Annotated in this window: 29 protein-coding genes; 19 read left to right on the top strand and 10 right to left on the bottom strand. The window is 74.4% G+C overall.

Features of this window, described 5'->3' with window-relative positions:
* Window positions 1-9: 9 nt before the first annotated feature.
* The 3 genes from ATL51_RS21070 to ATL51_RS21080 form a co-directional block, all read right to left on the bottom strand.
* Window positions 10-978 carry a CHAD domain-containing protein gene (locus ATL51_RS21070; RefSeq protein ID WP_100879693.1) on the bottom strand — a complete coding sequence of 323 codons (969 nt, stop codon included), beginning with the start codon at window positions 976-978 and terminating at the stop codon, window positions 10-12.
* Window positions 979-1041: 63 nt separating this feature from the next.
* Window positions 1042-1977, bottom strand: a complete 936-nt coding sequence (gene dapD, locus ATL51_RS21075) for a 2,3,4,5-tetrahydropyridine-2,6-dicarboxylate N-succinyltransferase (protein ID WP_100880846.1) — start codon at window positions 1975-1977, stop codon at window positions 1042-1044.
* A gap of 11 nt (window positions 1978-1988) precedes the next feature.
* A complete protein-coding gene (locus tag ATL51_RS21080) occupies window positions 1989-2693 on the bottom strand; it encodes a helix-turn-helix domain-containing protein (RefSeq protein ID WP_100879694.1) in 705 nt (234 codons plus the stop codon).
* 474 nt (window positions 2694-3167) lie between these two features.
* On the opposite strand from ATL51_RS21080, the gene dapE reads away from it, so the two are divergent.
* The 8 genes from dapE (at window position 3168) to ATL51_RS21120 (ending at window position 8632) form a co-directional block, all read left to right on the top strand.
* Window positions 3168-4241: a succinyl-diaminopimelate desuccinylase gene (gene dapE / locus ATL51_RS21085; RefSeq protein WP_301549268.1), complete on the top strand. Its 1074-nt coding sequence runs from the start codon at window positions 3168-3170 to the stop codon at window positions 4239-4241.
* A gap of 75 nt (window positions 4242-4316) precedes the next feature.
* Window positions 4317-5099, top strand: a complete 783-nt coding sequence (locus ATL51_RS21090; protein WP_100880847.1) for an LOG family protein — start codon at window positions 4317-4319, stop codon at window positions 5097-5099.
* Complete coding sequence (locus tag ATL51_RS21095; RefSeq protein WP_100879696.1) at window positions 5099-5695, top strand: LOG family protein; 597 nt, start codon at window positions 5099-5101, stop codon at window positions 5693-5695. The genes ATL51_RS21090 and ATL51_RS21095 overlap by 1 nt, the downstream gene beginning before the upstream one ends.
* 4 nt (window positions 5696-5699) lie before the next feature.
* On the top strand, window positions 5700-6710 hold the full coding sequence (locus ATL51_RS21100) for a glucosyl-3-phosphoglycerate synthase (protein WP_100879697.1): 1011 nt from the start codon (window positions 5700-5702) through the stop codon (window positions 6708-6710).
* A 35-nt stretch (window positions 6711-6745) separates the two neighbouring features.
* A complete protein-coding gene (locus ATL51_RS21105; RefSeq protein WP_073577741.1) occupies window positions 6746-7108 on the top strand; it encodes a DivIVA domain-containing protein in 363 nt (120 codons plus the stop codon).
* On the top strand, window positions 7083-7670 hold the full coding sequence (locus tag ATL51_RS21110; RefSeq protein WP_392567378.1) for an SRPBCC family protein: 588 nt from the start codon (window positions 7083-7085) through the stop codon (window positions 7668-7670). Before ATL51_RS21105 ends, ATL51_RS21110 begins: the two co-directional genes overlap by 26 nt.
* Window positions 7667-8293, top strand: coding sequence for a DNA-3-methyladenine glycosylase I (locus ATL51_RS21115; RefSeq protein ID WP_100879698.1), 627 nt, complete (start codon window positions 7667-7669; stop codon window positions 8291-8293). Before ATL51_RS21110 ends, ATL51_RS21115 begins: the two co-directional genes overlap by 4 nt.
* A 171-nt stretch (window positions 8294-8464) precedes the next feature.
* Complete coding sequence (locus tag ATL51_RS21120) at window positions 8465-8632, top strand: DUF3117 domain-containing protein (protein ID WP_010241564.1); 168 nt, start codon at window positions 8465-8467, stop codon at window positions 8630-8632.
* Window positions 8633-8712: 80 nt separating this feature from the next.
* Here the strand turns inward: ATL51_RS21120 and glgA are convergent, their stop codons facing one another.
* Window positions 8713-9876 carry a glycogen synthase gene (gene glgA / locus ATL51_RS21125; RefSeq protein ID WP_100879699.1) on the bottom strand — a complete coding sequence of 388 codons (1164 nt, stop codon included), beginning with the start codon at window positions 9874-9876 and terminating at the stop codon, window positions 8713-8715.
* Between the two features lie 141 nt (window positions 9877-10017).
* Here glgA and glgC point away from each other — a divergent pair, with 141 nt between their 5' ends.
* Window positions 10018-11253, top strand: coding sequence for a glucose-1-phosphate adenylyltransferase (gene glgC, locus ATL51_RS21130; RefSeq protein ID WP_073577744.1), 1236 nt, complete (start codon window positions 10018-10020; stop codon window positions 11251-11253).
* A 54-nt stretch (window positions 11254-11307) separates the two neighbouring features.
* On the opposite strand, the gene ATL51_RS21135 is transcribed toward glgC, so the two are convergent.
* The gene (locus tag ATL51_RS21135) at window positions 11308-11940 is read right to left on the bottom strand and encodes an O-methyltransferase (RefSeq protein WP_100879700.1); all 633 of its coding nucleotides are present in this window, start codon (window positions 11938-11940) and stop codon (window positions 11308-11310) included.
* 167 nt (window positions 11941-12107) lie between these two features.
* Here ATL51_RS21135 and sigE point away from each other — a divergent pair, with 167 nt between their 5' ends.
* The 4 genes from sigE to tatB all read left to right on the top strand — a co-directional run bounded on the left by sigE (window position 12108) and on the right by tatB (window position 15558).
* On the top strand, window positions 12108-12749 hold the full coding sequence (gene sigE, locus ATL51_RS21140; protein ID WP_062400471.1) for an RNA polymerase sigma factor SigE: 642 nt from the start codon (window positions 12108-12110) through the stop codon (window positions 12747-12749).
* Entirely contained in the window at window positions 12746-13396 is a 651-nt protein-coding gene (locus tag ATL51_RS21145) for an anti-sigma factor family protein (protein WP_100879701.1), read from the top strand. The genes sigE and ATL51_RS21145 overlap by 4 nt, the downstream gene beginning before the upstream one ends.
* A 119-nt stretch (window positions 13397-13515) precedes the next feature.
* The gene (locus tag ATL51_RS21150) at window positions 13516-15093 is read left to right on the top strand and encodes a S1C family serine protease (protein WP_083659008.1); all 1578 of its coding nucleotides are present in this window, start codon (window positions 13516-13518) and stop codon (window positions 15091-15093) included.
* A gap of 18 nt (window positions 15094-15111) precedes the next feature.
* Entirely contained in the window at window positions 15112-15558 is a 447-nt protein-coding gene (gene tatB, locus ATL51_RS21155; protein ID WP_100879703.1) for a Sec-independent protein translocase protein TatB, read from the top strand.
* A gap of 66 nt (window positions 15559-15624) precedes the next feature.
* On the opposite strand, the gene ATL51_RS21160 is transcribed toward tatB, so the two are convergent.
* Window positions 15625-17028: an amidase gene (locus ATL51_RS21160; RefSeq protein ID WP_073577748.1), complete on the bottom strand. Its 1404-nt coding sequence runs from the start codon at window positions 17026-17028 to the stop codon at window positions 15625-15627.
* 5 nt (window positions 17029-17033) lie between these two features.
* Complete coding sequence (locus ATL51_RS21165) at window positions 17034-18020, bottom strand: D-2-hydroxyacid dehydrogenase (RefSeq protein ID WP_100879705.1); 987 nt, start codon at window positions 18018-18020, stop codon at window positions 17034-17036.
* Window positions 18021-18116: 96 nt separating this feature from the next.
* On the opposite strand from ATL51_RS21165, the gene ATL51_RS21170 reads away from it, so the two are divergent.
* From ATL51_RS21170 to ATL51_RS21190, 5 genes are all read left to right on the top strand, one after another.
* Window positions 18117-18614 (top strand): DUF3830 family protein, encoded by a 498-nt coding sequence (locus ATL51_RS21170; protein WP_100879706.1) that lies wholly within the window; start codon window positions 18117-18119, stop codon window positions 18612-18614.
* Window positions 18615-18654: 40 nt separating this feature from the next.
* A complete protein-coding gene (locus ATL51_RS21175) occupies window positions 18655-19383 on the top strand; it encodes a maleate cis-trans isomerase family protein (protein WP_100879707.1) in 729 nt (242 codons plus the stop codon).
* Between the two features lie 9 nt (window positions 19384-19392).
* Complete coding sequence (locus ATL51_RS21180; RefSeq protein ID WP_202416334.1) at window positions 19393-20064, top strand: GntR family transcriptional regulator; 672 nt, start codon at window positions 19393-19395, stop codon at window positions 20062-20064.
* A 63-nt stretch (window positions 20065-20127) separates the two neighbouring features.
* On the top strand, window positions 20128-21057 hold the full coding sequence (locus ATL51_RS21185; RefSeq protein WP_100879708.1) for an AEC family transporter: 930 nt from the start codon (window positions 20128-20130) through the stop codon (window positions 21055-21057).
* Window positions 21058-21464: 407 nt separating this feature from the next.
* Window positions 21465-22721 carry an aspartate aminotransferase family protein gene (locus tag ATL51_RS21190; protein ID WP_100879709.1) on the top strand — a complete coding sequence of 419 codons (1257 nt, stop codon included), beginning with the start codon at window positions 21465-21467 and terminating at the stop codon, window positions 22719-22721.
* Between the two features lie 77 nt (window positions 22722-22798).
* Here ATL51_RS21190 and ATL51_RS21195 read toward each other — a convergent pair whose 3' ends face one another.
* The gene (locus tag ATL51_RS21195; protein ID WP_062400483.1) at window positions 22799-23947 is read right to left on the bottom strand and encodes an Mrp/NBP35 family ATP-binding protein; all 1149 of its coding nucleotides are present in this window, start codon (window positions 23945-23947) and stop codon (window positions 22799-22801) included.
* Window positions 23948-24080: 133 nt separating this feature from the next.
* On the opposite strand from ATL51_RS21195, the gene ATL51_RS21200 reads away from it, so the two are divergent.
* Entirely contained in the window at window positions 24081-24572 is a 492-nt protein-coding gene (locus tag ATL51_RS21200; RefSeq protein WP_100879710.1) for a MarR family winged helix-turn-helix transcriptional regulator, read from the top strand.
* Window positions 24573-24576: 4 nt separating this feature from the next.
* Here the strand turns inward: ATL51_RS21200 and ATL51_RS21205 are convergent, their stop codons facing one another.
* Window positions 24577-25116, bottom strand: a complete 540-nt coding sequence (locus ATL51_RS21205) for a DUF1003 domain-containing protein (RefSeq protein WP_301549116.1) — start codon at window positions 25114-25116, stop codon at window positions 24577-24579.
* Complete coding sequence (locus ATL51_RS21210; RefSeq protein ID WP_301549117.1) at window positions 25109-26425, bottom strand: magnesium transporter MgtE N-terminal domain-containing protein; 1317 nt, start codon at window positions 26423-26425, stop codon at window positions 25109-25111. The genes ATL51_RS21205 and ATL51_RS21210 overlap by 8 nt, the downstream gene beginning before the upstream one ends.
* Between the last annotated feature and the right edge of the window lie 39 nt (window positions 26426-26464).

Below are 26464 nucleotides of genomic sequence, written 5' to 3' on the forward strand. Positions count from 1 at the left end.
GGTGCCGTCTCAGAGCGCCTCGGCCTGCTCGGCCAGACGTTCCCACGCGGCCCACCACTGCTCGCGCAGCGCCTCGGCACGGGCCCGCTCCCGCTCGACCAACCGGCCGCCGACGAAGACCTCGTGGGCGTCGGGGCCGGGGCCCAGCTCGTCGAGCAGGGCGCGGATGCGGTGCTCGGCGACGCAGGCGTCCTGGTGATCCCCCAGGACCTCCTGCAGTCCGGCGGCGGCCTTCAACATCCGGCGGACCTGACGGGCGTCGCCGGTGCGGGACCCGTCCGCGTCGCGCATCGCCGGTTCGACGAGTTCACCGGTGTAGCGCAGCCGCTTGGTGCGGATCCGCAGGTCGTGCAGGGTCATGTCCGGCGGGTTCGGCCCGGCCCGGCGCACCGCCTTGACGAGCTTGCGGGTCTCGGCCCGGACCAGCTCGATCAGTTCGGGGCGGGCGACCTCGTCCGGCGGCTCCGGCAGCGGAGCGGAGACGGCCTCGACCAGCGAGCGACGCAGTGCCGCGTGCCGGTCGGAGTCGAGCTCGTCGAGCATCTCGGCCCGCGCACCGACCCGCTCGGCCTCCAGCACCGCGATCAGTCGCTCACCGGCGGCCAGTTCGGCCGACGGCAGCGTGGCCACCTCACCGCGGAGGCGGGCGATCATCACGTCGAGGTCGCGCACCGGGCCGAGCGCCCGGCCGAGCCGGCCGAGCTCGGCGCGCAGCAGGTCCGCCCAGGTGTGGTCGAGCAGGGGGCGGGCAGCCTTGAGCGCCGCCCGCATCCGCCGCACGGAGACCCGCATCTGGTGCAGGTCCTCGATCTCGGACCCGTCGCGCACACCGGGCTCGTGCCGCAGCATCGCGCGCAGCCGCTTGTCCAGCAGCGCGCGGACGTGCGCCACCGCCGGGTCCTGCGGTCCCGCGGTCAGCGGCTCACCGAGGTCCGCGGCGCCGTAGAGGTTCCCCGGAGGCTGCGCAGCCCCGTCCATACCCACCATGTCCCTGCCGTCCTGCTTCTGTGGGTCGTTCCGCCGCGAACCGCTGCCGGGCCGTCAGTTGGCGTGCAGCGCTGCGTTGAGGGCGATGCCGTCGCCGGTACGGGCCAGCGCCTCGACCGTGCCGGACACCGAGTTGCGGCGCAGCAGCAGCCCGTTCTGACCGGACAGCTCGCGCGCCGCGGTGGTGCTGCCGTCGGGCAGCGTGACCTTGGTGCCCGCCGTGAGGTAGAGACCGGCCTCGACCACGCAGTCGTCGCCGAGGGAGATGCCCAGGCCCGCGTTCGCGCCGAGCAGACAGCGGCGGCCGATCGAGATGACCTCCTTGCCGCCACCGGACAGCGTCCCCATGATCGAGGCACCGCCGCCGACGTCCGAGCCGTCCCCGACGACGACACCGGCGGAGATCCGGCCCTCGACCATCGACGCGCCGAGAGTGCCGGCGTTGAAGTTGACGAAGCCCTCGTGCATGACGGTCGTGCCCTCGGCGAGGTGTGCGCCGAGCCGGACGCGGTCGGCATCACCGATGCGGACGCCGGCGGGGATCACGTAGTCGACCATCCGCGGGAACTTGTCGACATGGGTGACGGTCACCGGGCCGCGGCCGCGCAGCTTCGCCCGGGTGAGCTCGAACCCGGGCACCGGGCACGGGCCGTGGTTGGTCCAGACGACGTTGGTGAGCAGCCCGAACTGGCCCTCGAGGTTCACCTGGTGCGGCTGGACGAGGCGGTGGCTGAGCAGGTGCAGCCGCAGGTAGACGTCGGCGGCATCGGCGGGCGCGTCGGCCAGCGAGGCGATCTCGGTGCGCACGACCTCGGTGCGGACTCCACGCAGCTCGTCGGTCCCGACGAGGTGCGCCAGGTCGACGGCGTCGTCGGACGCGCCCCCGGCCAGCACCGGCGCCGGGTACCAGACGTCGAGGACGGTGCCGTCGGTCGTGACCGTGGCCAGGCCGGTTCCGGAAGCGCCTTCGCGGCGGTACTCGGTGCTCACGGGCCCCGAACCTACCGTCCCGCCGTCGCCCACGGCACGCCGCGGTGGGTGCGCCGGGACACGTCCTCATGATCGGCTGCCCGTACCGAGAGCAGCAGGGCCGCGGCCTGCAGATAGCGGAGCACCGCGGTCGGCGCGAACGGCGGCGGTGGCGGGTCGGGCAGCCGCCCGCACGCCCGGCACCGGGCCTGCATCATCATCCAGTGCTCGATGGTCGGCGGTGGCGGCATGGTGCGGAACTGCGCGACCCGCACCTCCCACACGCTGCGCCGCCGCATCGCGTCGCGCAGCGGCCGATCCCGGTGGAACGTCTCCGGCGGTCGGGCGCAGCCGTACCGGTCGCCCCACCACTCACCGGGCAGCGGGTCGAGGATCACGTCCAGATGCGACGGGAACCTGCGCCCCGCTCCGTCCCGCAGGTCACCCGGCGGGTCCTCCATCGGTGGCACCCGCCGGTTCTCCGCGTCGACGACGACCAGCCGGAGCCCCGCGACCGACAGGATCGCGGCCAGCGTGTCCAGCGCCGGCGCGAGCGACCGGCTCTCGATCCGGGCGATCGTCGACGGGGCCAGCCCCGTCCGCTCCGCGAGCTCCCGCTGCGACAGGTCCGCGCTGCGCCGCACCCGCCGGACCAGACCGGACAGATCCGGGACGACGACGTCGACCGGGGCCGGCGGCGGCTCCGCGGGCAGCCGGTCGCCCTCGATGATGTCCATGCACCGACCCTGCCTCCGCGAGCCCGGAATGCGCCGGCGACCTGCGAACCTGTGGACAACTCGCGCACTTGTGGACAGCCGGGCCGTCGCCGGTGCCCGCGATGATCGACGCGGCGGGCCGCGGCCCGATCGGTCGTCCGGAGGTGGCCGTCCGTGCGTCGCTTTGCTCTGCTCACCGATACGCAGTGGGCAGGCCGGAGACGGCCCCCAGGAAGCGGACGGAGACCGTTCACGCCCCCGACCCTGCCCCGATCCGGGTCCGACGGGAGGGGCGCGAGAGGCGCCCGTGGGCCCGTGCTGCGTATCGGTGAGCAGAGCAAAGCCACGACCAGGGAGCCCACCCCCGGCGACGCGGCACCGGGCCGGGACGTCGATCCGGCGCCGCGGCGGTCGGTCCGGAGTGCCCGAGCACGGCCGGGTCGCGGGGGAGGGGCGCCCGGGCGGGTCGGTAGCGTCGGGCCGGTGACGACGACGCTGCCCGCGCTGGACCTCACGTCCGACCCGGTGACCCTGACGGCCGCAATGGTCGACATCGCCAGTGTGTCCGGTGACGAGCGGCGCCTCGCCGACGCGCTCGAGGCCGCGCTGCGGACCCAGGCACCGCACCTGGAGGTGCTGCGGTCCGGTGACGCGGTGCTCGCGCGCACCGATCTGGGGCGTCCGCACCGCGTGCTGCTGGCCGGACACATCGACACCGTGCCGATCGCGGACAACGTGCCGTCGCGCCGCGCCGACGGGATCGTGCACGGCTGCGGCACCTCCGACATGAAGTCCGGCGATGCCGTCTTCGCGCACCTCGCGGCCACGCTGGCCGAGCCGAGGCACGACCTCACCCTGGTCTTCTACGACTGCGAAGAGATCGAGGCGGAGCGCAACGGGCTCGGCCGCATCGAGCGCGAGCACCGGGACTGGCTCGACGCCGACCTCGCGATCCTCGGCGAGCCCACCGACGGCACCCTCGAGGCCGGCTGCCAGGGCACCCTCCGCGTCGAGCTGCGGGCCTCGGGACGACGCTCGCACTCGGCGCGGTCGTGGCTGGGGGACAACGCGATCCACCGGGCCGGGGAGATCCTCTCGCGGCTGGCGGCGTACCGGCCGCGGTGGGTGGACATCGACGGCTGCGAGTACCGCGAGGGTCTGCAGGCCGTGCGGATCGGCGGCGGGGTCGCGGGCAACGTCGTCCCCGACGAGTGCGTCGTCACCGTGAACTTCCGGTTCGCCCCGGACCGGTCCGCCGAGCAGGCCGTCGAGCACGTCCGAGAGGTGTTCGACGGGTTCCCCCTCGTCGTCACCGACCTCTCGCCGGGGGCGCTGCCGGGCCTGTCCGCGCCGGCGGCCGCGGAGTTCGTCGCCGCGACCGGGGCGGTGCCGCGGGCGAAGTACGGCTGGACCGACGTCTCCCGTTTCGCCGCGCTGGGCATCCCGGCGGTCAACTACGGGCCCGGAGACCCGAACCTCGCCCACACCCGCGAGGAGCACGTCGCCGAGGACGCGATCACCGCCTGCACCGCGGTGCTGCGCCGCTACCTCGCGGGCCGCTCCGCCTGATCGGAGCCGGCCGGGCCCGCGCCGACGACCCCACCGGCGGGAACGGGTCGTCGCCGCCCGAATACCGTGATCGTCATGGCCGACGAGAACGCCGATCCCCGGACGCTGCACGAGAAGCAGCCCGAGAAGCAGCGTGGCCCGGTGGTGCTGCGCGGCGAACGCAGCATCGAGCCGACCACCACCGACCAGCGGCTGCTCGACTCCCGGGGCCCGGCCGACTGGGTGCACACCGACCCGTGGCGGGTGCTGCGGATCCAGGCCGAATTCGTCGAGGGGTTCGGGATGCTCGCCGAACTCCCGCGCGCGGCGACCGTGTTCGGCTCGGCCCGCACGCAGGCCGGCTCCCCGGAGTACGAGCTGGGCCGCGAGCTCGGGGCGCGGCTCGCCGGGGCCGGGTTCGCCGTCATCACCGGGGGCGGCCCGGGCGCGATGGAGGCCGCGAACCGCGGTGCCTCCGAGGCGGGCGGGCTCTCGGTCGGGCTCGGCATCGAGCTGCCGTTCGAGCAGGGCCTGAACCCGTGGGTCGACCTCGGGATCAACTTCCGCTACTTCTTCGCCCGCAAGACGATGTTCGTGAAGTACTCGCAGGCGTTCGTCTGCCTGCCCGGCGGGTTCGGCACGCTCGACGAGCTGTTCGAGGCGCTCGTCCTCGTGCAGACCAAGAAGGTCACGAAGTTCCCGGTCGTCCTGCTCGGCAGCGACTACTGGGGCGGCCTCTACGACTGGATCGCCAAGACCGTCCTCGCCGACGGCAAGATCGGTGAGAAGGACCTCGACCTGCTGCACGTCACCGACGACATCGACGACGCCGTCGACGTGGTCAACGAGGCCTACCACGCCTGGGAGGAGACGCACTGATGGCCGGTCCGGAGCCCGGGTTCGCCGTCTGCGTCTACTGCGCCAGCTCCGACGGCGTCGCCCCGCACTACCTCGACCTCGCCCGGGAGGTCGGCCGTGCCGTCGCCGCCCGCGGCTGGACGCTCGTGTCCGGCGGGGGCCGCAAATCGATGATGGGTGCGGTCGCGGCCGGCGCCCGGGAGGCAGGCGGCCGCACGGTCGGGGTCATCCCGCGGTCCATGGTCGAGCGCGAGTGGGCCGACCACGACAGCGACGAGCTGCTCGTCGTCGAGAGCATGCGCGAGCGCAAGCAACATATGGAGGACCGCGCCGACGCGTTCCTCGCGCTGCCCGGCGGCATCGGGACCTGTGAGGAGCTCTTCGAGGTCTGGACGGCCGGGTCGCTCGGCCTCCACGGCAAGCCGGTCGTGCTGCTCGACCCCGACGGCCACTGGGACGGCCTCGTCGACTGGGTCGCCGGCCTCGCCGACCGCGGGTTCGCCTCACGGGCCCCGATCGAGCGGCTGCGGCAGGTCCGCGGCGGCGACTCCGCTCCGGCCGACCCCGCCGGGCTGGCCGGCGCGGCGCTCGACGAGTGCGCCCGTCCGCTCACCTGAGCCCGTGACCCTCTCCGCCCGGCTCGCCGCCCGCAAGGACGGCCGTCGCATCGCCGTCGTCCTGCCCGCCCTGGACGAGGAGGCGACGGTCGGTGCGCTCGTCGCCGGACTGACCCGGCTGTGCGAGGGCCCGTTCCCGCTGGTCGACGACCTCGTCGTCCTCGACTCCGGGAGCACCGACCGCACCGCGGAGTACGCCGCGGCGGCCGGGGCACGGGTGCTCGGCCGCGAGCGGGCGGTGCCCGGCGTCCACGTGCTGCCGGGCAAGGGCGAGGCGATGTGGCGCGCCGTCGTCGCCCTGGGGAACGGGCCGCGCCCGGCCGACCTGGTCTGCTTCGTCGACGCCGACCTCGTCGACCCGCACCCCGAGCTCGTCGAACGGCTCCTCGCGCCGCTGCTCACCCGGCCCGGGACCGCGCTGGTCAAGGGCTACCACCGGCGTCCGCTCACCGGCCCCGGCGGCCCCGGTGGTGCCTGCGGCCCCGACGACGCGAGCGGGCACGAGGGCGGCCGCGTCACCGAGCTGCTCGCCCGCCCCCTGCTCGCCGCGCTCCGCCCCGGGCTGCGGCACGTCCGCCAGCCCATCGGGGGTGAGTACGCCGCCACCCGCGAGCTGCTCGACCGGCTCCCGTTCGCGACCGGCTACGGCGTCGACATCGGTCTGCTGCTCGACACCGACGCCGACACCGTCGTCGGCGGGACCGCGGCCATCGCGCAGGCCGACCTCGGCGTGCGCCGGCACCGCAACCGCCCGCTGCACGAGCTCGGCCGCACCTCCCGCGAGGTCCTCGCCACGGCCCTGGCCCGCTGCGGGGTCGAGGACTCCGGCGCCGGACTCACCGCGTTCCTCCCCGACGACGCCCTCCCCGGCCACGTGCACACCGGCCACGGCGCGGAGACGGAATGGCGCACCGAGACCCGTCCGCTGCGCCAGGTGGACCGGCCCCCACCGGGCCGGGTGCGCGACGGAGGGTCCGCCGAGCCGGTGGTCGCACCCGCCGCCCGCGTGGGGTGAGACCCGTCGTCGGACCGGCGTGATGAGATGGCGGCATGGGGACCGCCCTCGCGTACGTGCTCGTGCTGGCCGGCGTCGCCGCGCTGGTGTTCGTGTTGGCGGCCGCGGTCTTCGGCCGCGGGGAGGAGCTCGCCCCGCTCGCCCCGGACGCGACACCCACCCGGCTGCCCGCCCGCGAGGTCTCCGGAACCGACGTCCGCGACCTGCGTTTCCAGCAGGTGCTGCGCGGATACCGGATGGCTGAGGTGGACTGGGCACTCGACCGGTTGGCCGGCGAGCTGGACCGGGTCCGGACCGACCGGCACGAGCTGGCCGACCGGGTGGCCCGGTTGGAGGCGACGATCGCGCGGATGCGCGCCGAGGAGGACCCGGGTGACGAGCAACGACGGCAGTGGTGACGGCGGTACCGCAGGCAGGAGCGGGGACGGCCGCGACGGCGAGGTCGGCGACCGCACCCCGGGCGTGCGCCCGGCCGGTGGCGGCCGGGTGGAACTGACGGTCCCGGTCGACGTCAACGTGCCCGCCGACGTCCTGTGGGAGGTCGTCTCCGACCTCGAGGGCCAGTCGGACTGGATGCTCGGCACGACCGTCGAGATCACCGCGGGCGACGGCCGCTCGGTCGGCACCGAGCTGCGCGCGGTCACCGGGGTCGGGCCGCTCGGCGTCGCCGACACGATGCGGGTCACCGAGTGGACCGAACCGCCCGCCGGTGCGACGGGTGAGCGGCGGATCGTCGTCACCCACACCGGCACCGTGATCCGCGGCGACGGCGTGTTCGTCGTCGTGGAGCTGGGCCCGGCGCGGTCGCGGTTCCTGTGGACCGAGCTGCTCGACCTGCCGCTCGGTGCGCTCGGCCGGTTCGGCTGGCCGCTGGTGCGCCCCGCGTTCCGTGCCGGGGTCGCGCACTCGCTGCGCGGGATGGCCGAGCGGACCGAGGACCGCTACCGGGCCGGCCGGTGACATCGCCCGACCCCGCGGCCCACGACGACCGCCCCCGCTGCGACTGGGCGCTCTCGGCACCGGACTACGTCGCCTACCACGACGACGAGTGGGGCCGCCCCGTCCACGGCACCGCGGCCTGGTTCGAGCGCATGAGCCTGGAGGCGTTCCAGTCCGGGCTGTCCTGGATCGTCGTGCTGCGCAAGCGCCCGGCGTTCCGCGAGGTCTTCGCCGGCTTCGACCCGGACACGGTCGCCCGCTTCGGCGACGACGACGTGACCCGCCTCCTCGGCGACGCCCGGATCGTGCGCAACCGGATGAAGATCGAGGCCACGATCTCCAACGCCCGCGCCGTGCTCGACCTCCTCGACGCCGGTGACGACCTCGGCGCGTTCCTCGCCTCCTACGCACCCGACCCGGCCGACCACCCGCGCCCGGCACGGCTGTCCGACGTCCCCGGCTCCACGCCCGCGTCGACGGCGTTGTCGACGGCGCTCAAGAAGCGCGGCTTCCGGTTCGTCGGTCCCACCACCTGCTACGCACTCATGCAGGCGACCGGTCTGGTCGACGACCACGTCGCGTACTGCTGGCGTGCCGGGGCCGCCCCGGAGGGCCCGCGGCGGACCGGACCGGGGTCGCCGTAGCGTCGCCGGGCCGTTGCGCTGCGTGAACGCCGCGGGTATCGCTGCCGAGCCGTGATCGCCTCGGTTGCACCTCGGCGCCGGTGATGGGGGACAATGTGGTCCCACGGTCGGCGCGTGCCCCGAGCGCGCACCGGGGAACGACAGTTGTGGATGTTGACGGAGGACGGACGAATGGCCGCGATGAAGCCCCGCACCGGCGACGGGCCCATGGAAGTCACCAAGGAGGGCCGGGGCATCGTGATGCGCGTCCCGCTCGAGGGCGGCGGGCGTCTCGTCGTCGAGATGACCCCGGACGAGGCCACCGACCTCAGTGAGGCGCTGAAGTCGACCGTCGGCTGACGGCCGACGGAACGGACACGACGCGGCGGGGCCGGGGAACCGGTCCCGCCGTCGTCGTACCCGGGGCCTGGTGACGGGCCTCAGGCCACCGACTCGTAGACCTCCAGCGTCCGCCGGGCCATCTCGGCCCAGGCGAACTCGGCGACCGCGCGCTCCCGGCCCCGCTCACCCATCGTCGCGGCCCGCCGCGGGTCCGCGACCAGCGCGTTGACCGCCTCGGCCAGTGCCGCCTCGAACGCGGCGGTGTCGGCCGGGTCGTAGTGCGCGAGGAGGCCGGTCGCGCCGTCGTCGACGACCTCCGGGATCCCGCCGACGTCGGAGGCGACCACGGCCGTACCGCAGGCCATCGCCTCCAGGTTCACGATGCCCAGCGGCTCGTAGACCGAGGGGCACACGAACACCGTCGCCGCCGACAGCAGCTGGCGGACCTCGGCGGTGGCGAGCATCCGCTGGATCCACACGACGCCGTCGCGCGAGGCGGACAGCTCCGCCACCGCCCGCTCGGTCTCGGCCGCGATCTCCTTCGTGTCCGGGGCGCCCGCGCAGAGCACGACCTGCGCCGACGGGTCGAACCGGTGTGCCGCCGCGACCAGGTGCCCGAGGCCCTTCTGCCGGGTGATCCGGCCGACGAACACCACGAGCGGCCGGTCCGGGTCGACGCCGTGGGCGAGCAGCGCGTCGCGGGCCGGGTCGGGCGCGTAGAACTGCGTGTCGATGCCGTTGTGCACCACGTGCACCAGGTCCGGGTCGATCGCGGGGTAGGCGTTCAGCACGTCGCGGCGCATGCCGTGGGAGACCGCGATGACGGCGTCCGCCGCCTCGTAGGCGGTCCGCTCCACCCACGACGACAGCCGGTACCCGCCGCCGAGCTGCTCGGCCTTCCACGGCCGCAGCGGCTCCAGCGAGTGGGCCGTGACCACGTGCGGGCGCCCGTGCAGCAGACCGCCGATGTGGCCCGCCATGTTGGCGTACCAGGTGTGGGAGTGCAGCACGTCGCAGCGCTCCAGCTCGGCGGCCATCGACAGGTCCACCCCGAGCGTGGTCAGCGCCGCGTTCGCCCCGTCCGGCAGCGGCGGCGCGGAGTGTGCGCGCGCGTCGGCCGGGGCGTTGCTGCCCGGTTCGGCGAAGCAGTGCACGTCGACGTCGACGAGCTCCCGCAGGGCGGGGACGAGATGTCCCACGTGGACTCCGGCGCCGCCGTAGACGGCGGGCGGGTATTCACGGGTGAGAAGGCCGACGCGCACGGGCCGGGACGCTACCGGGGCGGGCGGGCGGACGCGGCGCGAGGAGTCCGCCGGGCGATCGCTGCGTCCGATCCGGTCCGACCCTGCCCGGCGGGGCCGGACGTATGGCCCCGCCACCGGGCGCCCACTAGTGTTCACGCCATGCGACCGACCGCGTCCGGACGTCTTCCCGGAAGGGTTCTCGGCATCGTGCTGGCCGGTGGCGAGGGGAAGCGGCTCTGGCCGCTCACCGCGGACCGTGCCAAGCCCGCCGTCCCGTTCGGTGGCAACTACCGGCTCATCGACTTCGTGCTGTCCAACCTCGTGAACTGCGGGATGGACCGGCTGTGCGTGCTGACCCAGTACAAGTCGCACTCGCTGGACCGGCACATCTCGACGACGTGGCGGCTGTCGTCGGTGCTCGACCAGTACATCACCACCGTCCCGGCCCAGCAGCGGCTCGGCAGGCGCTGGTACACCGGCTCGGCGGACGCGATCTTCCAGAGCCTCAACCTGGTCTACGACGACCAGCCCGAGTACATCGCCGTGTTCGGCGCCGACCACGTCTACCGGATGGACCCGGCGCAGATGATCGCCCAGCACGCCGAGTCCGGCGCGGGCGTCACCGTCGCGGGGATCCGGGTGCCGCGGGCCGAGGCCAAGGCGTTCGGCTGCATCGCCTCCGACGAGACCGGCCGCATCACCGAGTTCCTGGAGAAGCCGTCCGACCCGCCGCACGTGCCGGACGACCCCGAGGTGACCTTCGCTTCGATGGGCAACTACGTGTTCACCACCGAGGCACTGCTCGACGCGCTGAAGGCCGACGCGGCGAACGCCGACTCCGACCACGACATGGGCGGGGACATCATCCCGGCGCTCGTCGCCAAGGGTGACGCGCACGTCTACGACTTCGCCGACAACGTCGTCCCCGGCGCCACCGAGCGCGACGCCGGCTACTGGCGCGACGTCGGGACCATCGACGCGTACTACGACGCGCACACCGACCTCGTCTCGGTGCACCCGATCTTCAACCTCTACAACCAGCGCTGGCCCATCCGCACCGCGATGCCCGCGCTGCCGCCGGCGAAGTTCGTCGAGGGCGGCATCGCGCAGGACTCGATCGTCGGCGCGGGCACGATCATCTCCGGGGCGATCGTGCGCCGGTCGGTCATCAGCCCGAACGTGTCGGTGTCGGGCGGCGCCGAGGTCTCGGACTCGGTCGTGCTGCCGGGCGCCCGGATCGGCCGGGGCGCGGTCGTGCGCCGGGCGATCCTCGACAAGAACGTCGTCGTCCCCGACGGCGCGCTGATCGGCGTCGACCTGAACCTCGACCGCAGCCGCTACACCGTCTCCAACGGCGGCGTCGTCGTCCTCGGCAAGGGCGTCACGGCGCAGTAGCGCCGACCTGCGGCTCCGCGCTCACCTGCGGTGTCGATGCCGCGTTCGCTCCGCTCACCTGCGGACGGCGCAGAGCATCCCGTCCGCGACCGGCAGCAGCGCCGACAGCAGGCGCTCGTCGTCGCGGACCAGCGCGGCGGTCTCGCGCAGTGCGGCCGTACCCGGACCGTGCACGGCACCGGGCTCGGCGACCCGGCCACCGTCGAGCACACCCTCCAGCACCAGCACCCCGCCGGGGCGCAGCAGCCGGATCGCCTCGGCCAGGTAGCCGGGGTACTCGGCGGGGACGGCGTCGGCGACGACGAGGTCGTAGCCGCCGTCGGTCAGTCGCGGCAGCACCTCCAGTGCCATCCCGTTGATCAGCCGCGCGCGCCCGGGTCCGTACCCGGCGGCGAGGAAGGTGCGCCGGGCCGAACGCTGCAGCTCCGGGTCGACGTCGATGGTGGTCAGCGTCCCGTCGCCGGCCATGCCGCGCAGGAGGTACAGCCCGCTCACCCCGGCTCCGGTCCCGATCTCGACGACGGCCCGCGCGGAGACCGTCGCGGCCAGCACCGACAGCGCCGCCCCGCCCGCCGCGGAGATGGGGTGCGCGCCCGCCGCCGTGCCCAGTGCGCGGGCCTCGCCGCACGCGTCGTCCTCGGCGAGGTAGCCCTCGGCGTACGCGGCCGCCCCCGCGGGTGTGCTCATGGCGCAAGATTATCGCCGCATGATCCGTCGTCGGTTTCACAGACTTCTCTCAGACGGGTTTCACATCCTCCTCATGGGTGGCGGGCAGTCTGTGGTGCAACGAACGAAGCCGCGCGGCCGATCGACACCACGACACGGTCGCGACTCCACGGAGGTGCCCCGCCCCGATGTCCGCCCCTCGCGCAACCGACGACGCCCCGTTCCGGGACGCCGCCGCCGGTACCCGCCCCGGTGAGGGTGCCGACTGGACCCCGCCCACCTGGGACGAGGTCGTCCGGGAGCACGCCGACCGCGTCTACCGACTCGCCTACCGCCTGTCCGGCAACCAGCACGACGCGGAGGACCTCACCCAGGAGACCTTCATCCGGGTGTTCCGGTCCCTGGCGTCCTACAAGCCGGGCACCTTCGAGGGCTGGTTGCACCGCATCACCACGAACCTGTTCCTCGACATGGTCCGCCGCCGCGCCCGGCTGCGGATGGAGGGCCTGCCCGAGGACACCGACCGTCTCCCGGGCGGTGGCCCCGAGCCCGAGACCGTGTTCGCGATCAACCACCTCGACCCGCACCTGCAGGCCGCGCTGGACGAGCTGCCCCCGGACTTCCGGGTCGCCGTCGTCCTGTGCGACGTCGAGGGCCTGTCCTACGAGGAGATCGGCGCCACCCTCGGGGTGAAGCTCGGCACCGTCCGCAGCCGCATCCACCGGGGTCGGACCGCGCTGCGAGCGTCGCTGGAGCGGCACCGCGCGGCCGCGGCGGAGGAGCAGGCGGTGGCATCCGACCGCGGTCCGGTGGCAGAGTTGGTCCCGTGACCGAGCGACGGCGTTTCCAGGTCGTCCCCCCGGACTGGGGGACGACCCACCTGACGCTCGAGGCGGTCGTCGCCTTCGTGGACGACGAGCTGGCCGCCGGCCCGCACGACCGCGCCACCCGCCACCTCGAGCGCTGCACCGACTGCGCGGTGGAGGTCGCCGAGCAGCGGCGGGCCCGCACCGCGCTGCGCGGTGCCGACGCCCCCACGCTGCCGCCGTCGCTGATGTCGACGCTGCGCGCGATCCCGCAGGACACCGAGCTGCCCCCGCCGCCGGCGGGCCTGTCGCTCACCCCGGACGGCCAGCTCGTGTCGGTGCTGCGCCCGGCGCCGGTCGAGGGCGACCACGGCCGTCGCGCCGGGCGGTCGCGACGGGTGCGTCTGGGCACCGGTGCCGCCGTGTCCGGGCTGGCGCTCGGCGCGCTCGCGTTCGGCCTGCCCGCCGCCACGACCGCCACCCCGACCGGGCCGGCCGTCCCCGGCCCGGGTGCCGCGGCCGTCGCCCGGTTCGCGGCCACCCCGGTGCCCGCCTCGTCGCGGCGGACGGCCGTCCCGGCCGCCACCACGGTGGACTCGACCGGTGCGCCGCTGTCGCCGACGACCTCGGCCACGCCGGCCGGTGACGCCGACATCTCGCCGACGCGCTGACGCGTCACCGATACACCGACTTCACCGCCCGCCGGGCAGGCTGAGCGGGTGTACTGGGTGGACGCCGTGCCGGCTGATCGATCGTCGGGAGCAGTCTCCCCGGACTCCGGGGTGACCCGGTGAGCGACGACCGCGGCGCCCGCCCGGACGGCGCGGCCGACCCGGAGGCCCACGGCTCCGCCCCGCCGCGGCTGCGCCCCCGCCCGCTGGACCGTCCCGCGACCGACCCCGGCGAGCAGGCCGCCTTCGGCCGCCCGGACGGCGTCGGCAGCTCGTTCGCGCCGCCGTCGCCGCACCTCGGGTCGAACGGGTCGCTGCCGACGGTGCCCCCACCGACCGCCGCGGTCGCCCGCGCGTTCGGCCGCCCGGACCGCGCACCGGACGGCGACCCCGCCGGTGGTCTGCAGCGTCCGCCCGGTGCGTCGGGCGACGCGCTGCGCGGTGGTGAGCAGAGCGCCGAGCAGGACCCGTTCTGGCCCGGCGGCTCGACCGGCGACCCCTGGCGCGACCCGGGCACGCCGGTCGTCGCCGCCCCACCGCCCGGCGACGGCGACGACCCCGGTGAGGGTCCCCGGCCCGACGGCCCCCGGCTGAGCGTCCGCGAGGTCCTGTTCGGCAAGCGGGTGCAGCCGCGCGCGCTGGCGCTGCTCGGCGTGCTCGCCCTCGTCGTCGGTGCGGCAGGCGGCCTGGTCGGGCACTGGACGGCCACCGCGGCGAGCGCACTGACCAGCCCCGGAGCCGTGCTCAGCGCGACCGAGCCCGCCCGGGAACGGCCGCCCGGCTCGGTGTCGGAGGTCGCCTCACGGGTGCTGCCCGCGGTCGTCTCGCTGGAGGTGACCGTCGGCAACCAGGCGGGCAACGGCTCCGGCGTCGTGATCGACCCCGCGGGCTACGTGCTCACCAACGACCACGTCGTCGCGCCGGCGACCGGACCCGGCCAGGGCACCATCGAGGCCCTGTTCTCCGACGGCTCCCGCGTCCCGGCCACCGTGGTCGGTGCGGACCCGATGACCGACCTCGCGGTGGTCAAGGTGCCCGTCGCGAACCCGACGGTCGCCGCGATCGGCCGCTCCGGCGAGCTCGCCGTCGGTGACGCGGTGATCGCTATCGGGTCGCCGTTCGGCCTGGCGGGCACGGTGACGACGGGGATCGTGTCGGCCGTCGACCGCCCGGTGCGGCTCGACCCCGAGGGCAGTGCGGGCGACGCGGTGATCGACGCCGTGCAGACCGACGCCGCGATCAACCCCGGCAACTCCGGCGGCCCACTGGTGGACGCGACCGGCGCCGTCGTCGGCATCAACACCGCGATCCGCAGCGCGGGCAGCGCCGAGTCCGGGGCACAGGGCGGCTCGATCGGCCTGGGCTTCGCCATCCCGATCGACGACGCCCGCGCCATCGCCGAGGAGCTCATCCGGACCGGCCGCGTGGCGCACGCCGACCTCGGTGTCAACGCCCGCTCGGTCACCGACGGCGCCACCGACGGCGCCCAGGTGCAGAACGTCGTCGCCGGGGGACCGGCGGCCGCGGCCGGGATCGCCGACGGCGACGTCGTCGTCGACGTCGCCGGGCGCCCCATCGCCAGTGCCGACGAGCTCGTCGTCGCCGTCCGCGAACACGCCCCCGGCGAGCAGGTCCCGGTGGGTCTCGTCCGTCAGGGACGACCGCTCACCGTGACCGTCACGCTCGGGCAGCGCTAGTACCCGTACGCTGGCGCTGTGTTCGAGAACATCGGCATGCCGGAGATCCTCGTCCTGGTCGTGGCGGGGCTCTTCATCCTCGGCCCGGAGCGGCTGCCCGAGGCGGCGGCGTGGCTGGGCCGCGCCGTGCGCAAGGTCAAGGAGTTCGCCACCGGCGCCCAGGACCACCTGAAGAAGGAGCTGGGCCCGGAGTTCGACCAGATCCAGCAGCCGCTGAACGACCTGCGCAGCCTGCGCTCGCTCAACCCGCGCACCGCGATCACCCGCAGCCTGTTCTCCGACGACGGGTTCGCCGGCCCGGTCAAGCCGAACGGCTTCGCCCCCGGCGCCGGGACCGCCGCGGCGGCCGGTGGCGTGGCGGCGGCCGGGGGCGCGGCCACCGCGAGCACCCCGCCGCCCGTCCGGGAGCCGCAGCCCCCGCTCACCTCGGGCGAGAAGCCCCCGGTCGACTGGGACGCCACCTGAGCCCACCCGTTCCGCCGGCGCCGTACCCGATCCCGGGGTGCGGCGCCGGCGTCGTGCGGGACGGGGTCAGCCCAGCAGCGGGGGCCTGCGCAGGTGGTGCGTCGTCGCCTGCTGGTAGGCGTGCGCGGCGGCCAGCACCGTGGCGTCGGCGTGCCGCGGCCCGACGACCTGCAGCCCCACCGGCAGGCCGGCGGAGGTGAAGCCGCACGGCACCGACGTCGCGGGCTGCTGGGTCATGTTGAACGGGTACGTGAACGGCGTCCACGACGTCCAGCGTGGGTCGTGCCAGCCCTCGGGGACCTCACGGCCGCCCTCGAACGCGGTGATCGGCAGTGTCGGGGTGAGCAGCAGGTCGTACTCGGAGTGGAACGCGCCCATCAGCGTCCCCAGCTCGTTGCGCACGGCCATCGCGCCCAGGTAGTCCAGCGCCGAGACCCCGGCGCCCTGCTCGGCGATCTCCACCAGCGCCGGATCCATGGCCTTCCTGGCCTCGGCGCCGACCGGCTCCAGGGACTTCGCGGCCGCGGCGAACCAGAGCGTGTGGAACGGCTCGATCGGGTCGGCGAAACCGGGGTCGGCATTCTCGACGGTCGCGCCGAGCTCACGGGCGAACACCGCGACCGCCTCGGCGACCAGCGCCGCCACCTCCGGGTCGACGTCGACGAACCCCAGGGTGGGGGAGAACGCGATGCGCAGGCCCTGCGCGCCCCCGGCGAGCCGCTCGACGGCGGACTCGCGGGGCACGTCGAACACCCACGGGTCGCGGGTGTCGGGCTGCGCGACGACGTCGTGCAGCAGCGCGGCGTCGGCGACGGTGCGGGTCATCGGGCCGACGTGGGCGAGCGTCCCGAACGCCGAACCGGGGTAGTGGGCGATCCGGCCGTAGGTCGGCTTGTGCGCGACGGTGCCGGTGAACGCGGCCGGGATGCGGACCGAGCCGCCTGCGTCGGTGCCCAGCGACAGGGGGCCCATGCCCAGCCCCACCGCGGATGCGGATCCGCCGGACGAGCCGCCGGCCGTCCTCGTCGGGTCCCACGGGTTGGTGGTGACCCCCGTCAGGGGCGAGTCGGTCACGCCCTTCCAGGCCAGCTCGGGGGTGGTGTTCTTCCCGATCAGCACCGCCCCGGCGGCGCGGACCCGGGCAACCGGCGGACCGTCGACCTCGAACGGGCCGTCCGGCGACGTGGTCGTCGAGCCGCGGCGGGTCGGCCAGCCGATCGTCAGGAGCATGTCCTTGATCGAGGTGGGGACGCCGTCCAGCGGCCCGACCGGCTCCCCGGCCTGCCAGCGCGCCTCGGAGTCCTTCGCCTGCGACAGCGCCGAGTCGGCGTCGACCAGGCAGAACGCGTTCACCGCGCCGTCGTGCGCCTCGATCCGGTCCAGCGCGTCGCGGGTGGCCTGCACCGGCGAGATCTCGCCGCTGCGGTAGCCCGCCAGCAGCTCGGTCGCGCTGAGGTCTGCGGTCGTCACAGCAGTCACACCTTTCCTGCGGATGAGCTCACGTACCCACGTTCGGGATCCACCACGTTGCGCAGCTCCCGGCCGTCCCGGAAGCGCGCGAGGTTGTCGGCGAACAGCTCGACGAGCATGTCCTTCCAGCCGACGACGTCACCGGACATGTGCGGGGAGAGGAGCACGTGCTCCATCGCCCACAGCGGCGAGGTCGCGGGCAGCGGCTCGACCTCGAACACGTCCAGGGCGGCGCCGGCGAGCCGCCCGGTCGCGAGCGCGTCGGTCAGGTCGTCCTGCACGACGAGCGCGCCCCGGCCGACGTTGACGACCCGCGCCCGCTCGGGCAGCAGGGCGATCGTCCCGGCGTGCAGCATCCCGCGGGTCGCGTCGGTCAGCGGGGCGGCGAGCACCAGGTGGTCGGTGTCGGGCAGCAGGCCGGGCAGCTCGTCGAAGGCGTGCACACCGTCCGCGGCGCGCCGGCCGACCAGCCGCACCCGCATCCCGACCGCGCCCAGCAGGTCGGCGACGGCGCGCCCGATCGGCCCGCTCCCGACGACCGTCGCGACCTTCCCGGCGACGGTCTCGGTCTCGCGGTGGCGCCAGGTCCGCTCCCGCTGCAGCGCGAGCGAGCGGGCGGTGTCCTTGGCGAACGCGATCACCGCGCCGAGCACGAACTCGGCGATCGGGCGGTCGAACACCCCGCGCGAGTTCGTCAGCGTCGCACCCGAGGCGAGCAGGGCGGGGAACGCGACCCGGTCGACGCCGGCGCTGGCGGTGTGCACCCAGCGCAGCGCCGTGGTGTCGGTGGCCTCCCAGACGTCCTTGACGGCGTCGGAGGTGAAGTCCCAGGTGAGCAGCACGTCGCTGCCGGGCAGTACGGCGGCGAGCTCGCCGGCGTCGGCGGCGAAGCGGAGACGTGCGTCACCGGCGTGCCGCTCGAGGCCGGGCGGGGTCTCCCCGCCGTGCAGCACGGCGACGGTGATGGGGTCCTGACCAGCGGAAACCGGCAACGGGAGATCCTGTCGGTAGGGAGGTCGGGCGGCGTTGACACGCTAGGAAGCACACCTACGATTGTCAACAATCCGCGTATCGGACAGGGGGATCGGATGACGAAGCTGATCAGGATCGAGCTCGCGAAGCGTGGCGTCGCGTGCACCGCGAGGCTGCTGGAGGCCGAGGCGCCGCGCACCGCCGCGGCGGTCTGGGAGGCGCTGGCCGACGGCCCGCAGGGTGGCGACGCGCAGCACGCCAAGTACGCCCGCAACGAGGTCTACACGATCGTCCCGCGGTTCGGCCCGCGGATCGGGCAGGAGAACCCGACGGTCACGCCCATCCCGGGCGACGTCTGTTACTTCGACTTCCACGGCGGGATGCTCGACAGCGCGTTCAAGGACGACCAGGGCATCGACGCCGCCGAGGGCGGGATCGACCTCGCGATCTTCTACGGGCGCAACAACCTGCTGCTCAACGGGGATGTCGGCTGGGTGCCGGGCAACGTGTTCGCCACCATCGTCGACGGGCTCGAGGAGATGGCGACCGCCTGCCACGACGTGTGGCGCGCGGGCAGCGTGGGGGAGCGGCTGGTCTACTCGCGGGCGTCGTGACCCTTGCGATGACCCCGGTCTCTGTAGGATTGTCGACAACATGAGCACGGTCGGATTCCTCTACCCGGGCTTCTCCGCCGAGGACGACTACCCGCGCGCCGAGAAGCTGCTGACCGACGGCAGTCGGCTCGCCCTCGTCCACACCGAGATGCCCGAGGACGCCCACCGCGAGGACGCGCTGCTCGCCATCGGCGGCGACGAGGTCCTCGCCGACGGCGCGCGCCGGGTCGCCGCGGAGGCGGGCCCGCTGGACGCGGTCGTCTGGGCCTGCACCTCGGGGTCGTTCATCTTCGGCCCCGAGGGCGCCGCCCGGCAGGTCGCGGCGCTGGAACGGGTGTCCGGGGTGCCGACGTCGAGCACGTCGTTCGCCTTCGTCGACGCCTGCCGGCGGCTCGGGATCCGCTCGGTGGCGGTCGGGGCGACCTATCCGCCGGACGTCGCCGGCGCCTTCGTGCACTTCCTGACCCACCACGACATCTCCGTGCACACGCTGTCCGCCCGCGACATCATCACCGCCGCCGAGGTCGGGACGTTGCCGCCGGAGACCGTGCTGGAGTTCGCCGCCGCGGTGGCCTCGGACGCGCCCGGCGCCGACGCGGTGCTGCTGCCCGACACCGCGCTGCACACCGTGGATGTGCTCGACGCGCTGGACGCACGCGTGGGCAGGCCGGTGCTGACCGCGAACCAGGTGAGCATCTGGCAGGGCCTGCGTGTGGCCGGGGCCGACGTCGACCGTCCCGGCCTGGGGACACTGTTCCGGAGAGGGTGAGTCGTGGGCCTGGACGTCTCGGAGCTCGAGCCGGTGAGCCGGCGCTCCACCGCGGAGATCGTCGCCGACCGGATCCGTGCGGCGATCATGCGCGGCACGTTCGCGCCGGGCACCCAGCTCGGCGAGGTGGACCTCGCGAACCGGCTGGGGGTGAGCCGCGGCCCGCTGCGCGAGGCGATGCAGCGCCTCGTCGCCGAGGGGCTGCTGCGCAGCGAACGCCACCGCGGCCTGTTCGTGCGCGAGCTCGGTCCCGACGACGTCCGTGACGTCTACCTGGCCCGCACCGCCGTCGAGCGGGCCGCGGCGCTCAAGGTGCTTGAGGGTGACCGGGCGGCGGCCGTCGTCGCGCTGGAGATCCCGCTCGGCGTGATGGCCGCCGCGGCCGAGGCGGGCGACGCCGTGGCCCTCGCCGACGCCGACCACGACTTCCACGCCGCGCTCGTCGCCGCGTCGGGGAGCCCGCGGCTGCGCCGGATGACCGAGGGTCTGCTCGTCGAGACCCGGATGTGCCTCGCCGCGTTCCAGCAGACGGCCCCGCCCGCCCGGGCGCTGCTCGCCGAGCACGAACGGCTGCGCGACGCCCTGCGCGACGGCCGCACCGAGCTGCTGCTCGACCGGTTGGCCGCCCACATGGACGACGCCGTCACCCGCATCCTCGCCGCGATGCCCGGGGCGGCCTGAGCGCCTGCGAACCGAACCGCCGGACACCCCGGGGACTAGTTCGCATACGTAACATGTCGGCACGTGGTGGGTGTCCTCGAAGGTTTCCTGGTCATCGGCGTCGTCGTGGTCGTCGGGTACGTCCTCGGCCGCGGAGGCCTGCTCGGTGACCAGGGTTCGAAGGTCCTCGCCCGCACCGCCTTCTTCGTCGCGACGCCCGCGCTGCTGTTCACCACGCTCAGCCGTTCGGACGTCGGCGCCGTCCTGTCCTCGGGGCTGGTCGTCACCGCGCTCACCAGCACCCTGGCCTGCCTGCTGTTCGTGCCCGTCGCGCTGCTGCGCCGCCGCCCGGCAGGCGAGGTCGTCGTCGGGTCGATGGCGTCCGGCTACGTCAACGCGGGCAACCTCGGCATCCCGATCGCGGCCTACGTGCTCGGCGACTCCGCCGCCGTCGCCCCGGTGCTGCTGTTCCAGCTCGCGATCCTGACCCCGCTGTTCACGACCCTGATGGACGTCCTGCCCGGCGACGGCCGCGGCGAACGCCCCGGGTGGGTCCGGGTCGCCCTCGCCCCGCTGCGCAACCCGATCGCGATCGCCACCGCCGCCGGGCTGACCGTCTCCGCGACGGGCGTCGTGCTGCCGGAGCCGGTGACCGCCCCGGTCGAGCTGCTCGCCGACCTCGCGGTGCCCGCCATGCTGCTCGCGTTCGGCATCTCCCTGCACGGCGCCCGCCGCCCCGGGGCGGGGGAGACCGCGGGCTCGGTGTGGACCGCCGTCCTGATCAAGAACGTGCTGCACCCGCTGATCGCCTGGGCCTTCGCTGCGGGCGTGCTCGGCCTGACCGGCCCGGCGCTGCTCGCCGCGGTGGTACTGGCCGCCCTGCCCACCGCGCAGAACGTGTTCGGTTACGCCGTGCGCTACGACCGCGCCGTCCCGCTGGCCCGCGACGTGGCACTGGCCTCGACCGTCGTCGCCGTCCCGGTGCTGCTGGTGATCGCCGCGCTACTGGCCTGACCAGGACCTTCCTCGTCGCCACGTCCGGGATGAGGGGGCTCGTCGCTCGTCCCTTTGCTCTGCTCACCGATACGCAGCACCGGCCCCGCGCGGGCGCTGGGCGGCCGCACGGCGGGCCGGCCACCCGCGTCGCGCGTGCGCCGAGATGCAGCCCAGCGGGCGGTGGAGATCGACAACTCCCGCTGAGCTGCATCTCGACGCCGCCGAGGGCTGTCCGCCCGGCATCGCGGGCCCGTCCGGGGCCGCTGCGCCAGGGCACTCCGGGCGCGTGCTGCGTATCGGTGAGCAGAGCAAAGGCGGGCCCGACCGACCCTTGCCCGGACCCACCCGGCCGTGCTTCCCTAGGATTGTCGACAACTCGACAACCCGAGACGCACCACCCTCGACGCATCAGGAGCTGCGAACCCATGGCACAGCTGTCCCCGCTGCTCAAGCAGGCCACCCCGGTCCAGGCCGCCCGCGGTGAGGGCGTCTACCTGTACGACACCGACGGGCGCCGCCACCTCGACTTCACCGCCGGCATCGGCGTCACCTCCACCGGGCACTGCCACCCGACGGTCGTCGCGGCCGCCCAGGAGCAGGTGGCCACGCTGATCCACGGCCAGTACACGACCGTGATGCACCAGCCGTTGCTGACGCTGGTCGAGCGGATGGGCGACGTGCTGCCCGAGGGCATCGACTCGGTGTTCTTCACCAACTCCGGCTCCGAGGCCGTCGAGGCGTCGGTGCGGCTGGCCCGCCAGGCCACCGGCCGGCAGCTGATCATCGCGTTCGACGGCGGCTTCCACGGCCGCACCATGGGTGCCGCGGCGCTCACCACCTCCGGGGCGAAGATCCGGGCCGGGATCGCCCCGATGATGGGCGGGGTCGCGTTCGCGCCCTTCCCCTACGCCTACCGCTACGGCTGGTCCGAGGAGCAGGCCGTCGCGTTCGCCCTGTCCGAGCTCGACCGGCAGCTGGCGAGCACCGCGCCGGCGTCCGACGTCGCCGCGTTCATCGTCGAGCCGGTGCTGGGCGAGGGCGGCTACGTCCCGACCCCGCCCGCGTTCCTGCACGGGCTGCGCGAGCGCGCCGACCGGCACGGCATCCTGCTGATCGCCGACGAGGTCCAGACCGGTTACGGCCGCACCGGGAAGTTCTGGGGCCACCAGCACGCCGAGGGCCTCACCCCGGACATCATCGTCACCGCCAAGGGGCTCGCGTCCGGCTTCCCGCTCTCGGCCATCGCCGCGCCGAAGGCCCTCATGGAGAAGGCGTGGCCCGGCTCGCAGGGCGGCACCTACGGCGGCAACGCCGTCGCCTGTGCCGCCGCGCTCGCCACGCTCGAGGTCGTACAGGGCGAGGGCCTCGTCGAGAACGCCCGCGTGCAGGGCGAGAAGCTCCTGGCCGGCGTCCGGGACGCCGCGCAGGGCATCGCCGCCATCGGCGACGTCCGCGGCCGGGGCCTGATGGTCGGCATCGAGTTCGTCGACGCCGACGGCAAGCCCGACGGCGCCACCGCAGCCAAGGTGCACGCCGCGGCCGCCGCGCAGGGCCTGCTCCTGCTGACCTGCGGTGTGTACGGCAACGTCGTCCGGATGATCCCGGCGCTCGTCGTGACCGCCGAGCAGGTCGACGAGGGCCTGGCGCTCTGGACCAAGGCACTGAACGACGCGCTGTCCTGAGATCCGCCCCCGGGGGAACGGACGAGGCCCCGCACACCTGCCGGTGTGCGGGGCCTCGTCGTCGTCGGAGGTGCGGGTCAGCGCCCGACGGGAGAGATGTTCAGGCTCATCCCGGCCAGACCGCGGGCCTTCACGGTCAGCTTCTCCGCGATCGCGTCGAGGGCCTGCGCCGCGGCCGACTCGGGCTTGCCGAGCACGATCGGGGTGCCGGCGTCGCCGCCCTCGCGCAGCGCGACATCGAGCGGGATCTGGCCCAGCAGCGGCACCGTGGTGCCGACCGTGCGGCTCAGCGAGTCCGCGACGATCTGCCCGCCACCGGAGCCGAAGATCTCGTTGCGCGAGCCGTCGGGCATCTCCATCCAGGACATGTTCTCCACGACCCCGGCCAGGCGCTGGCGGGTCTGGGTGGAGATCGACCCGGCCCGCTCGGCGACCTCGGCGGCGGCCTGCTGCGGGGTGGTCACGACCAGCAGCTCGGCGTTCGGCACGAGCTGGGCGGTGGAGATGGCGACGTCGCCGGTACCCGGGGGCAGGTCGAGCAGCAGCACGTCCAGGTCGCCCCAGAACACGTCGGCGAGGAACTGCTGCAGCGCGCGGTGCAGCATCGGGCCACGCCAGACGACCGGGGTGTTGCCGTCGGTGAACATGCCGATCGAGATGACCTTCACGCCGTGCGACTGCGGCGGCATGATCATGTTCTCGATCTTGGTGGGCCGGTCCGCGGCACCGATCATGCGTGGGACCGAGTGGCCGTAGATGTCGGCGTCGACCACGCCGACCTTCATCCCGCGCCGGGCCATGGCCGCGGCCAGGTTGACGGTGACCGAGGACTTGCCGACGCCGCCCTTGCCGGACGCCACACAGAACACGCGGGTCAGCGAGCCGGGCTGGGCGAAGGGGATGACGGGCTCGTCGGCGTCGCCGCGCAGCGAACGGCGCAGCTCGGTGCGCTGCTCGTCGCTCATCACGTCGAGCTCGACCTCGACCCGCTCGACGCCGGGGACCTTCGAGACCGCCTCGGTGACGCGAGAGGTGATCGTCTCGCGCATCGGGCAGCCCGCGACGGTCAGGTAGACCCCGACGTGGGCGAGGCCGTCGGCGGAGACGTCGACGCTCTTGACCATCCCCAGCTCGGTGATCGGCTTGTGGATCTCCGGGTCCTCGACGGTGCCGAGGGCTGCGCGCACGGCCTCGACGACGGTGCTGGTGCTGCCGGTGACGGACATGGGCTCCTACGACCTCTTTCCTCTCGCGTCACCCCATGCTACGTGGGTGGTTCCGGGGTCTCCGGGTCACCGGCGGTGTCGCGCGGCACGTCCGCGCTGACGAGGTGGTGCGGGTGTCTCTAGCATCCCTGCGATGGACGACACGAGCGGCGCCCCGACGCGCGAGCACCCGGCGCGCCGCCGCGTGGTCCCGACCCCGGCCGAGCTCGCGTCGTGGCGCAGCTTCCTGCGCGCGCACGCGGGCATCACCAAGCAGCTCGAGACCGAGCTGGAGGGCGAGCAGCAGCTGTCCCTGGCCGCCTACGACGTGCTGGTCCAGCTGTCCGAGGCGCCCGACCACCGGCTGCGGATGACCGAGCTGGCCGACGCCGTGCTGCTCTCCCGCTCCGGGGTCACCCGGCTCGTCGACCGGCTGGAACGGGTCGGGCTCGTCGCCCGGGCCAAGGTCGCCGACGACGGCCGCGGGGTCACCGCCCGGCTCACCGACACCGGCTACGACCGCTTGCGCACCGCCGCGGTCACCCATCTGCGCGGGGTCCGCGCGCACTTCGTGGAGCGGCTCGGCGCCGACGACCTCGCGGCGCTCGAGCGCATCATGGGCCGCCTGGTCCCCGACCGCTCCTGAGCGATCAGCGTTCCTTCTTGCGCATCTTCTTCCGGGCACCCGGCTCGACCGGGAGCTCCTCGCCGCGGCTGCGGGCCACGGCGTCGTCGAGCCGGTCACCCAGCTTCTCCAGCTCGCCGCGCAGGTAGTCCCGGCTCGCGGTCTCCCCGACGGCCAGGCGCAGCGCCGCCAGCTCCCGGGCGAGGAACTCGGTGTCGGCCTTCGTCCGCTCGGCGCGCCGCCGGTCCTCGTCCAGCGCGATCCGGTCCCGGTCGTCCTGCCGGTTCTGGGCCAGCAGGATCAGCGGTGCGGCGTACGCGGCCTGGGTGGAGAAGGCAAGGTTGAGCAGGATGAACGGGTACGGGTCCCACTGGATCGACCAGGCGACCAGGTTCAGCGCGATCCACACGACGACGATCACCGACTGGATCGCGAGGAAGCGGCCCGTCCCGAGGAACCGGGCGATCCGCTCGGAGAAGCGGGCGAAGCCGTCCGGGTCCACCTCGAACCGCCGACGCCCGACGCGCGGCTGGTCCAGCCGCCGTCCGATCCCGGGCTCAGGCACCGTGCACCTCCCCGTCGTGCGTACGGTCGCCGGCGCCGTCCGCGGCCCGCACCGCGCCGCCGTGCACCTCGCCCGGGGCGAGGTCGCGGTCGCGCCAGCCCTGCGGCAGCAGGTGGTCCAGCACGTCGTCGACCGTGACCGCGCCCAGCAGGTGGTCCTCGGCGTCGACGACCGGGCCCGCCACCAGGTTGTAGCTGGCGAAGTAGCGGGTCACCTCGCCGAGCCCGGCCTCGGGCCCCAGCTGCGGCAGGTCGGCGTCGACCATGCCCGCGACCAGCTCGAACGGTGCCGCCCGCAGCAGCTGCTGGGTGTGCACACAGCCCAGGTAGCGCCCGGTCGGGGTCGCGGTCGGCGGGCGGACGACGAACACCATCGACGCCAGCGCCGGGGGCACCTCCGGGTTGCGCACCCGGGCGAGCGCCTCGGCGACGGTCACGTCCGGCGCCAGGGTGATCGGCTCCGGGGTCATCAGGCCGCCCGCGGTGTCCCACTCGTAGCGCAGCAGGCGGCGCACGGGCTCGGACTCGTCGGGCTCCATCAGTTCCAGCAGCCGGCCCGCCTCGTCGTCGTCGAGCTCGCCGAGCAGGTCCGCCGCGTCGTCCGGGCTCATCGCCTCCAGGACGTCGGCGGCGCGGTCGTCGTCGAGGTAGCCGAGCAGCTCGCGCTGGTCGGACTCGGACAACTCCTCGAACACGTCGGCGAGCCGCTCGTCGTCCAGGGCGTCGACGACGTGGCGCTGCCGGTCGTCGGGCAGCCGCGACAGTGCCGCGGCGACGTCGGCCGGGCGCATCGAGTCGAACACCGCGAGCAGCCGGTCCGCGCCCTGCGCGGCGGCGACGTCGAGCCCGGACACGGCCTCCCAGCCGAACACCTCGACCCGCGGCCTGCGCGCCAGCCGGGTCCGCCGGAACCGCAGCGCCACCTTGGTGATCACCCAGTCCCGGGTCCGGCTCGGCTCGACCGCGACGTCGATGACCGAGCCCTCGGTCCCGCCCTCGCGCACCGTCGCGGGGGAGTTCAGCAGCTGCCCGAGCACGAGGGTCTCGTTCGGGCGCTGGTCGAACGAGCGCAGGTTCACCGAGCCGCTGGCCAGCGTCACCGCGGTCGGCGCGATGTCGGCGACCCGCAGCATCGGCACGAAGATGCTGCGGCGTGCGGACAGGTCCACGACCAGGCCCAGCACCCGCGGTGGATGACTGTCCACGCGCAGCGAGACCACGACGTCGCGGACCTTGCCGATCCGTTCACCGTCCGGGCCGTAGACGGCCAGGCCGGCCATCCGCGCGACGAACACCCGTACCGAGGCCATGGCGCCGAGACTAGAACCCCCGGCGGTACCGCGACCGCC

This window comes from Pseudonocardia alni (genome assembly GCF_002813375.1).
In the GTDB taxonomy this organism is placed as follows: Bacteria; Actinomycetota; Actinomycetes; order Mycobacteriales; family Pseudonocardiaceae; genus Pseudonocardia; species Pseudonocardia alni.

Excerpts from the sequence above, each read along its gene's own strand:
- ATL51_RS21070 (WP_100879693.1), bottom strand. The coding sequence starts at position 978 with ATGGACGGGGCTGCGCAGCCTCCGGGGAACCTCTACGGCGCCGCGGAC.
- ATL51_RS21080 (WP_100879694.1), bottom strand. The coding sequence starts at position 2,693 with ATGGACATCATCGAGGGCGACCGGCTGCCCGCGGAGCCGCCGCCGGCC.
- ATL51_RS21090 (WP_100880847.1), top strand. The coding sequence starts at position 4,317 with ATGGCCGACGAGAACGCCGATCCCCGGACGCTGCACGAGAAGCAGCCC.
- ATL51_RS21095 (WP_100879696.1), top strand. The coding sequence starts at position 5,099 with ATGGCCGGTCCGGAGCCCGGGTTCGCCGTCTGCGTCTACTGCGCCAGC.
- ATL51_RS21105 (WP_073577741.1), top strand. The coding sequence starts at position 6,746 with ATGGGGACCGCCCTCGCGTACGTGCTCGTGCTGGCCGGCGTCGCCGCG.
- ATL51_RS21120 (WP_010241564.1), top strand. The coding sequence starts at position 8,465 with ATGGCCGCGATGAAGCCCCGCACCGGCGACGGGCCCATGGAAGTCACC.
- glgC (WP_073577744.1), top strand. The coding sequence starts at position 10,018 with ATGCGACCGACCGCGTCCGGACGTCTTCCCGGAAGGGTTCTCGGCATC.
- ATL51_RS21135 (WP_100879700.1), bottom strand. The coding sequence starts at position 11,940 with ATGAGCACACCCGCGGGGGCGGCCGCGTACGCCGAGGGCTACCTCGCC.
- sigE (WP_062400471.1), top strand. The coding sequence starts at position 12,108 with ATGTCCGCCCCTCGCGCAACCGACGACGCCCCGTTCCGGGACGCCGCC.
- ATL51_RS21170 (WP_100879706.1), top strand. The coding sequence starts at position 18,117 with ATGACGAAGCTGATCAGGATCGAGCTCGCGAAGCGTGGCGTCGCGTGC.
- ATL51_RS21175 (WP_100879707.1), top strand. The coding sequence starts at position 18,655 with ATGAGCACGGTCGGATTCCTCTACCCGGGCTTCTCCGCCGAGGACGAC.
- ATL51_RS21190 (WP_100879709.1), top strand. The coding sequence starts at position 21,465 with ATGGCACAGCTGTCCCCGCTGCTCAAGCAGGCCACCCCGGTCCAGGCC.
- ATL51_RS21195 (WP_062400483.1), bottom strand. The coding sequence starts at position 23,947 with ATGTCCGTCACCGGCAGCACCAGCACCGTCGTCGAGGCCGTGCGCGCA.
- ATL51_RS21200 (WP_100879710.1), top strand. The coding sequence starts at position 24,081 with ATGGACGACACGAGCGGCGCCCCGACGCGCGAGCACCCGGCGCGCCGC.
- ATL51_RS21210 (WP_301549117.1), bottom strand. The coding sequence starts at position 26,425 with ATGGCCTCGGTACGGGTGTTCGTCGCGCGGATGGCCGGCCTGGCCGTC.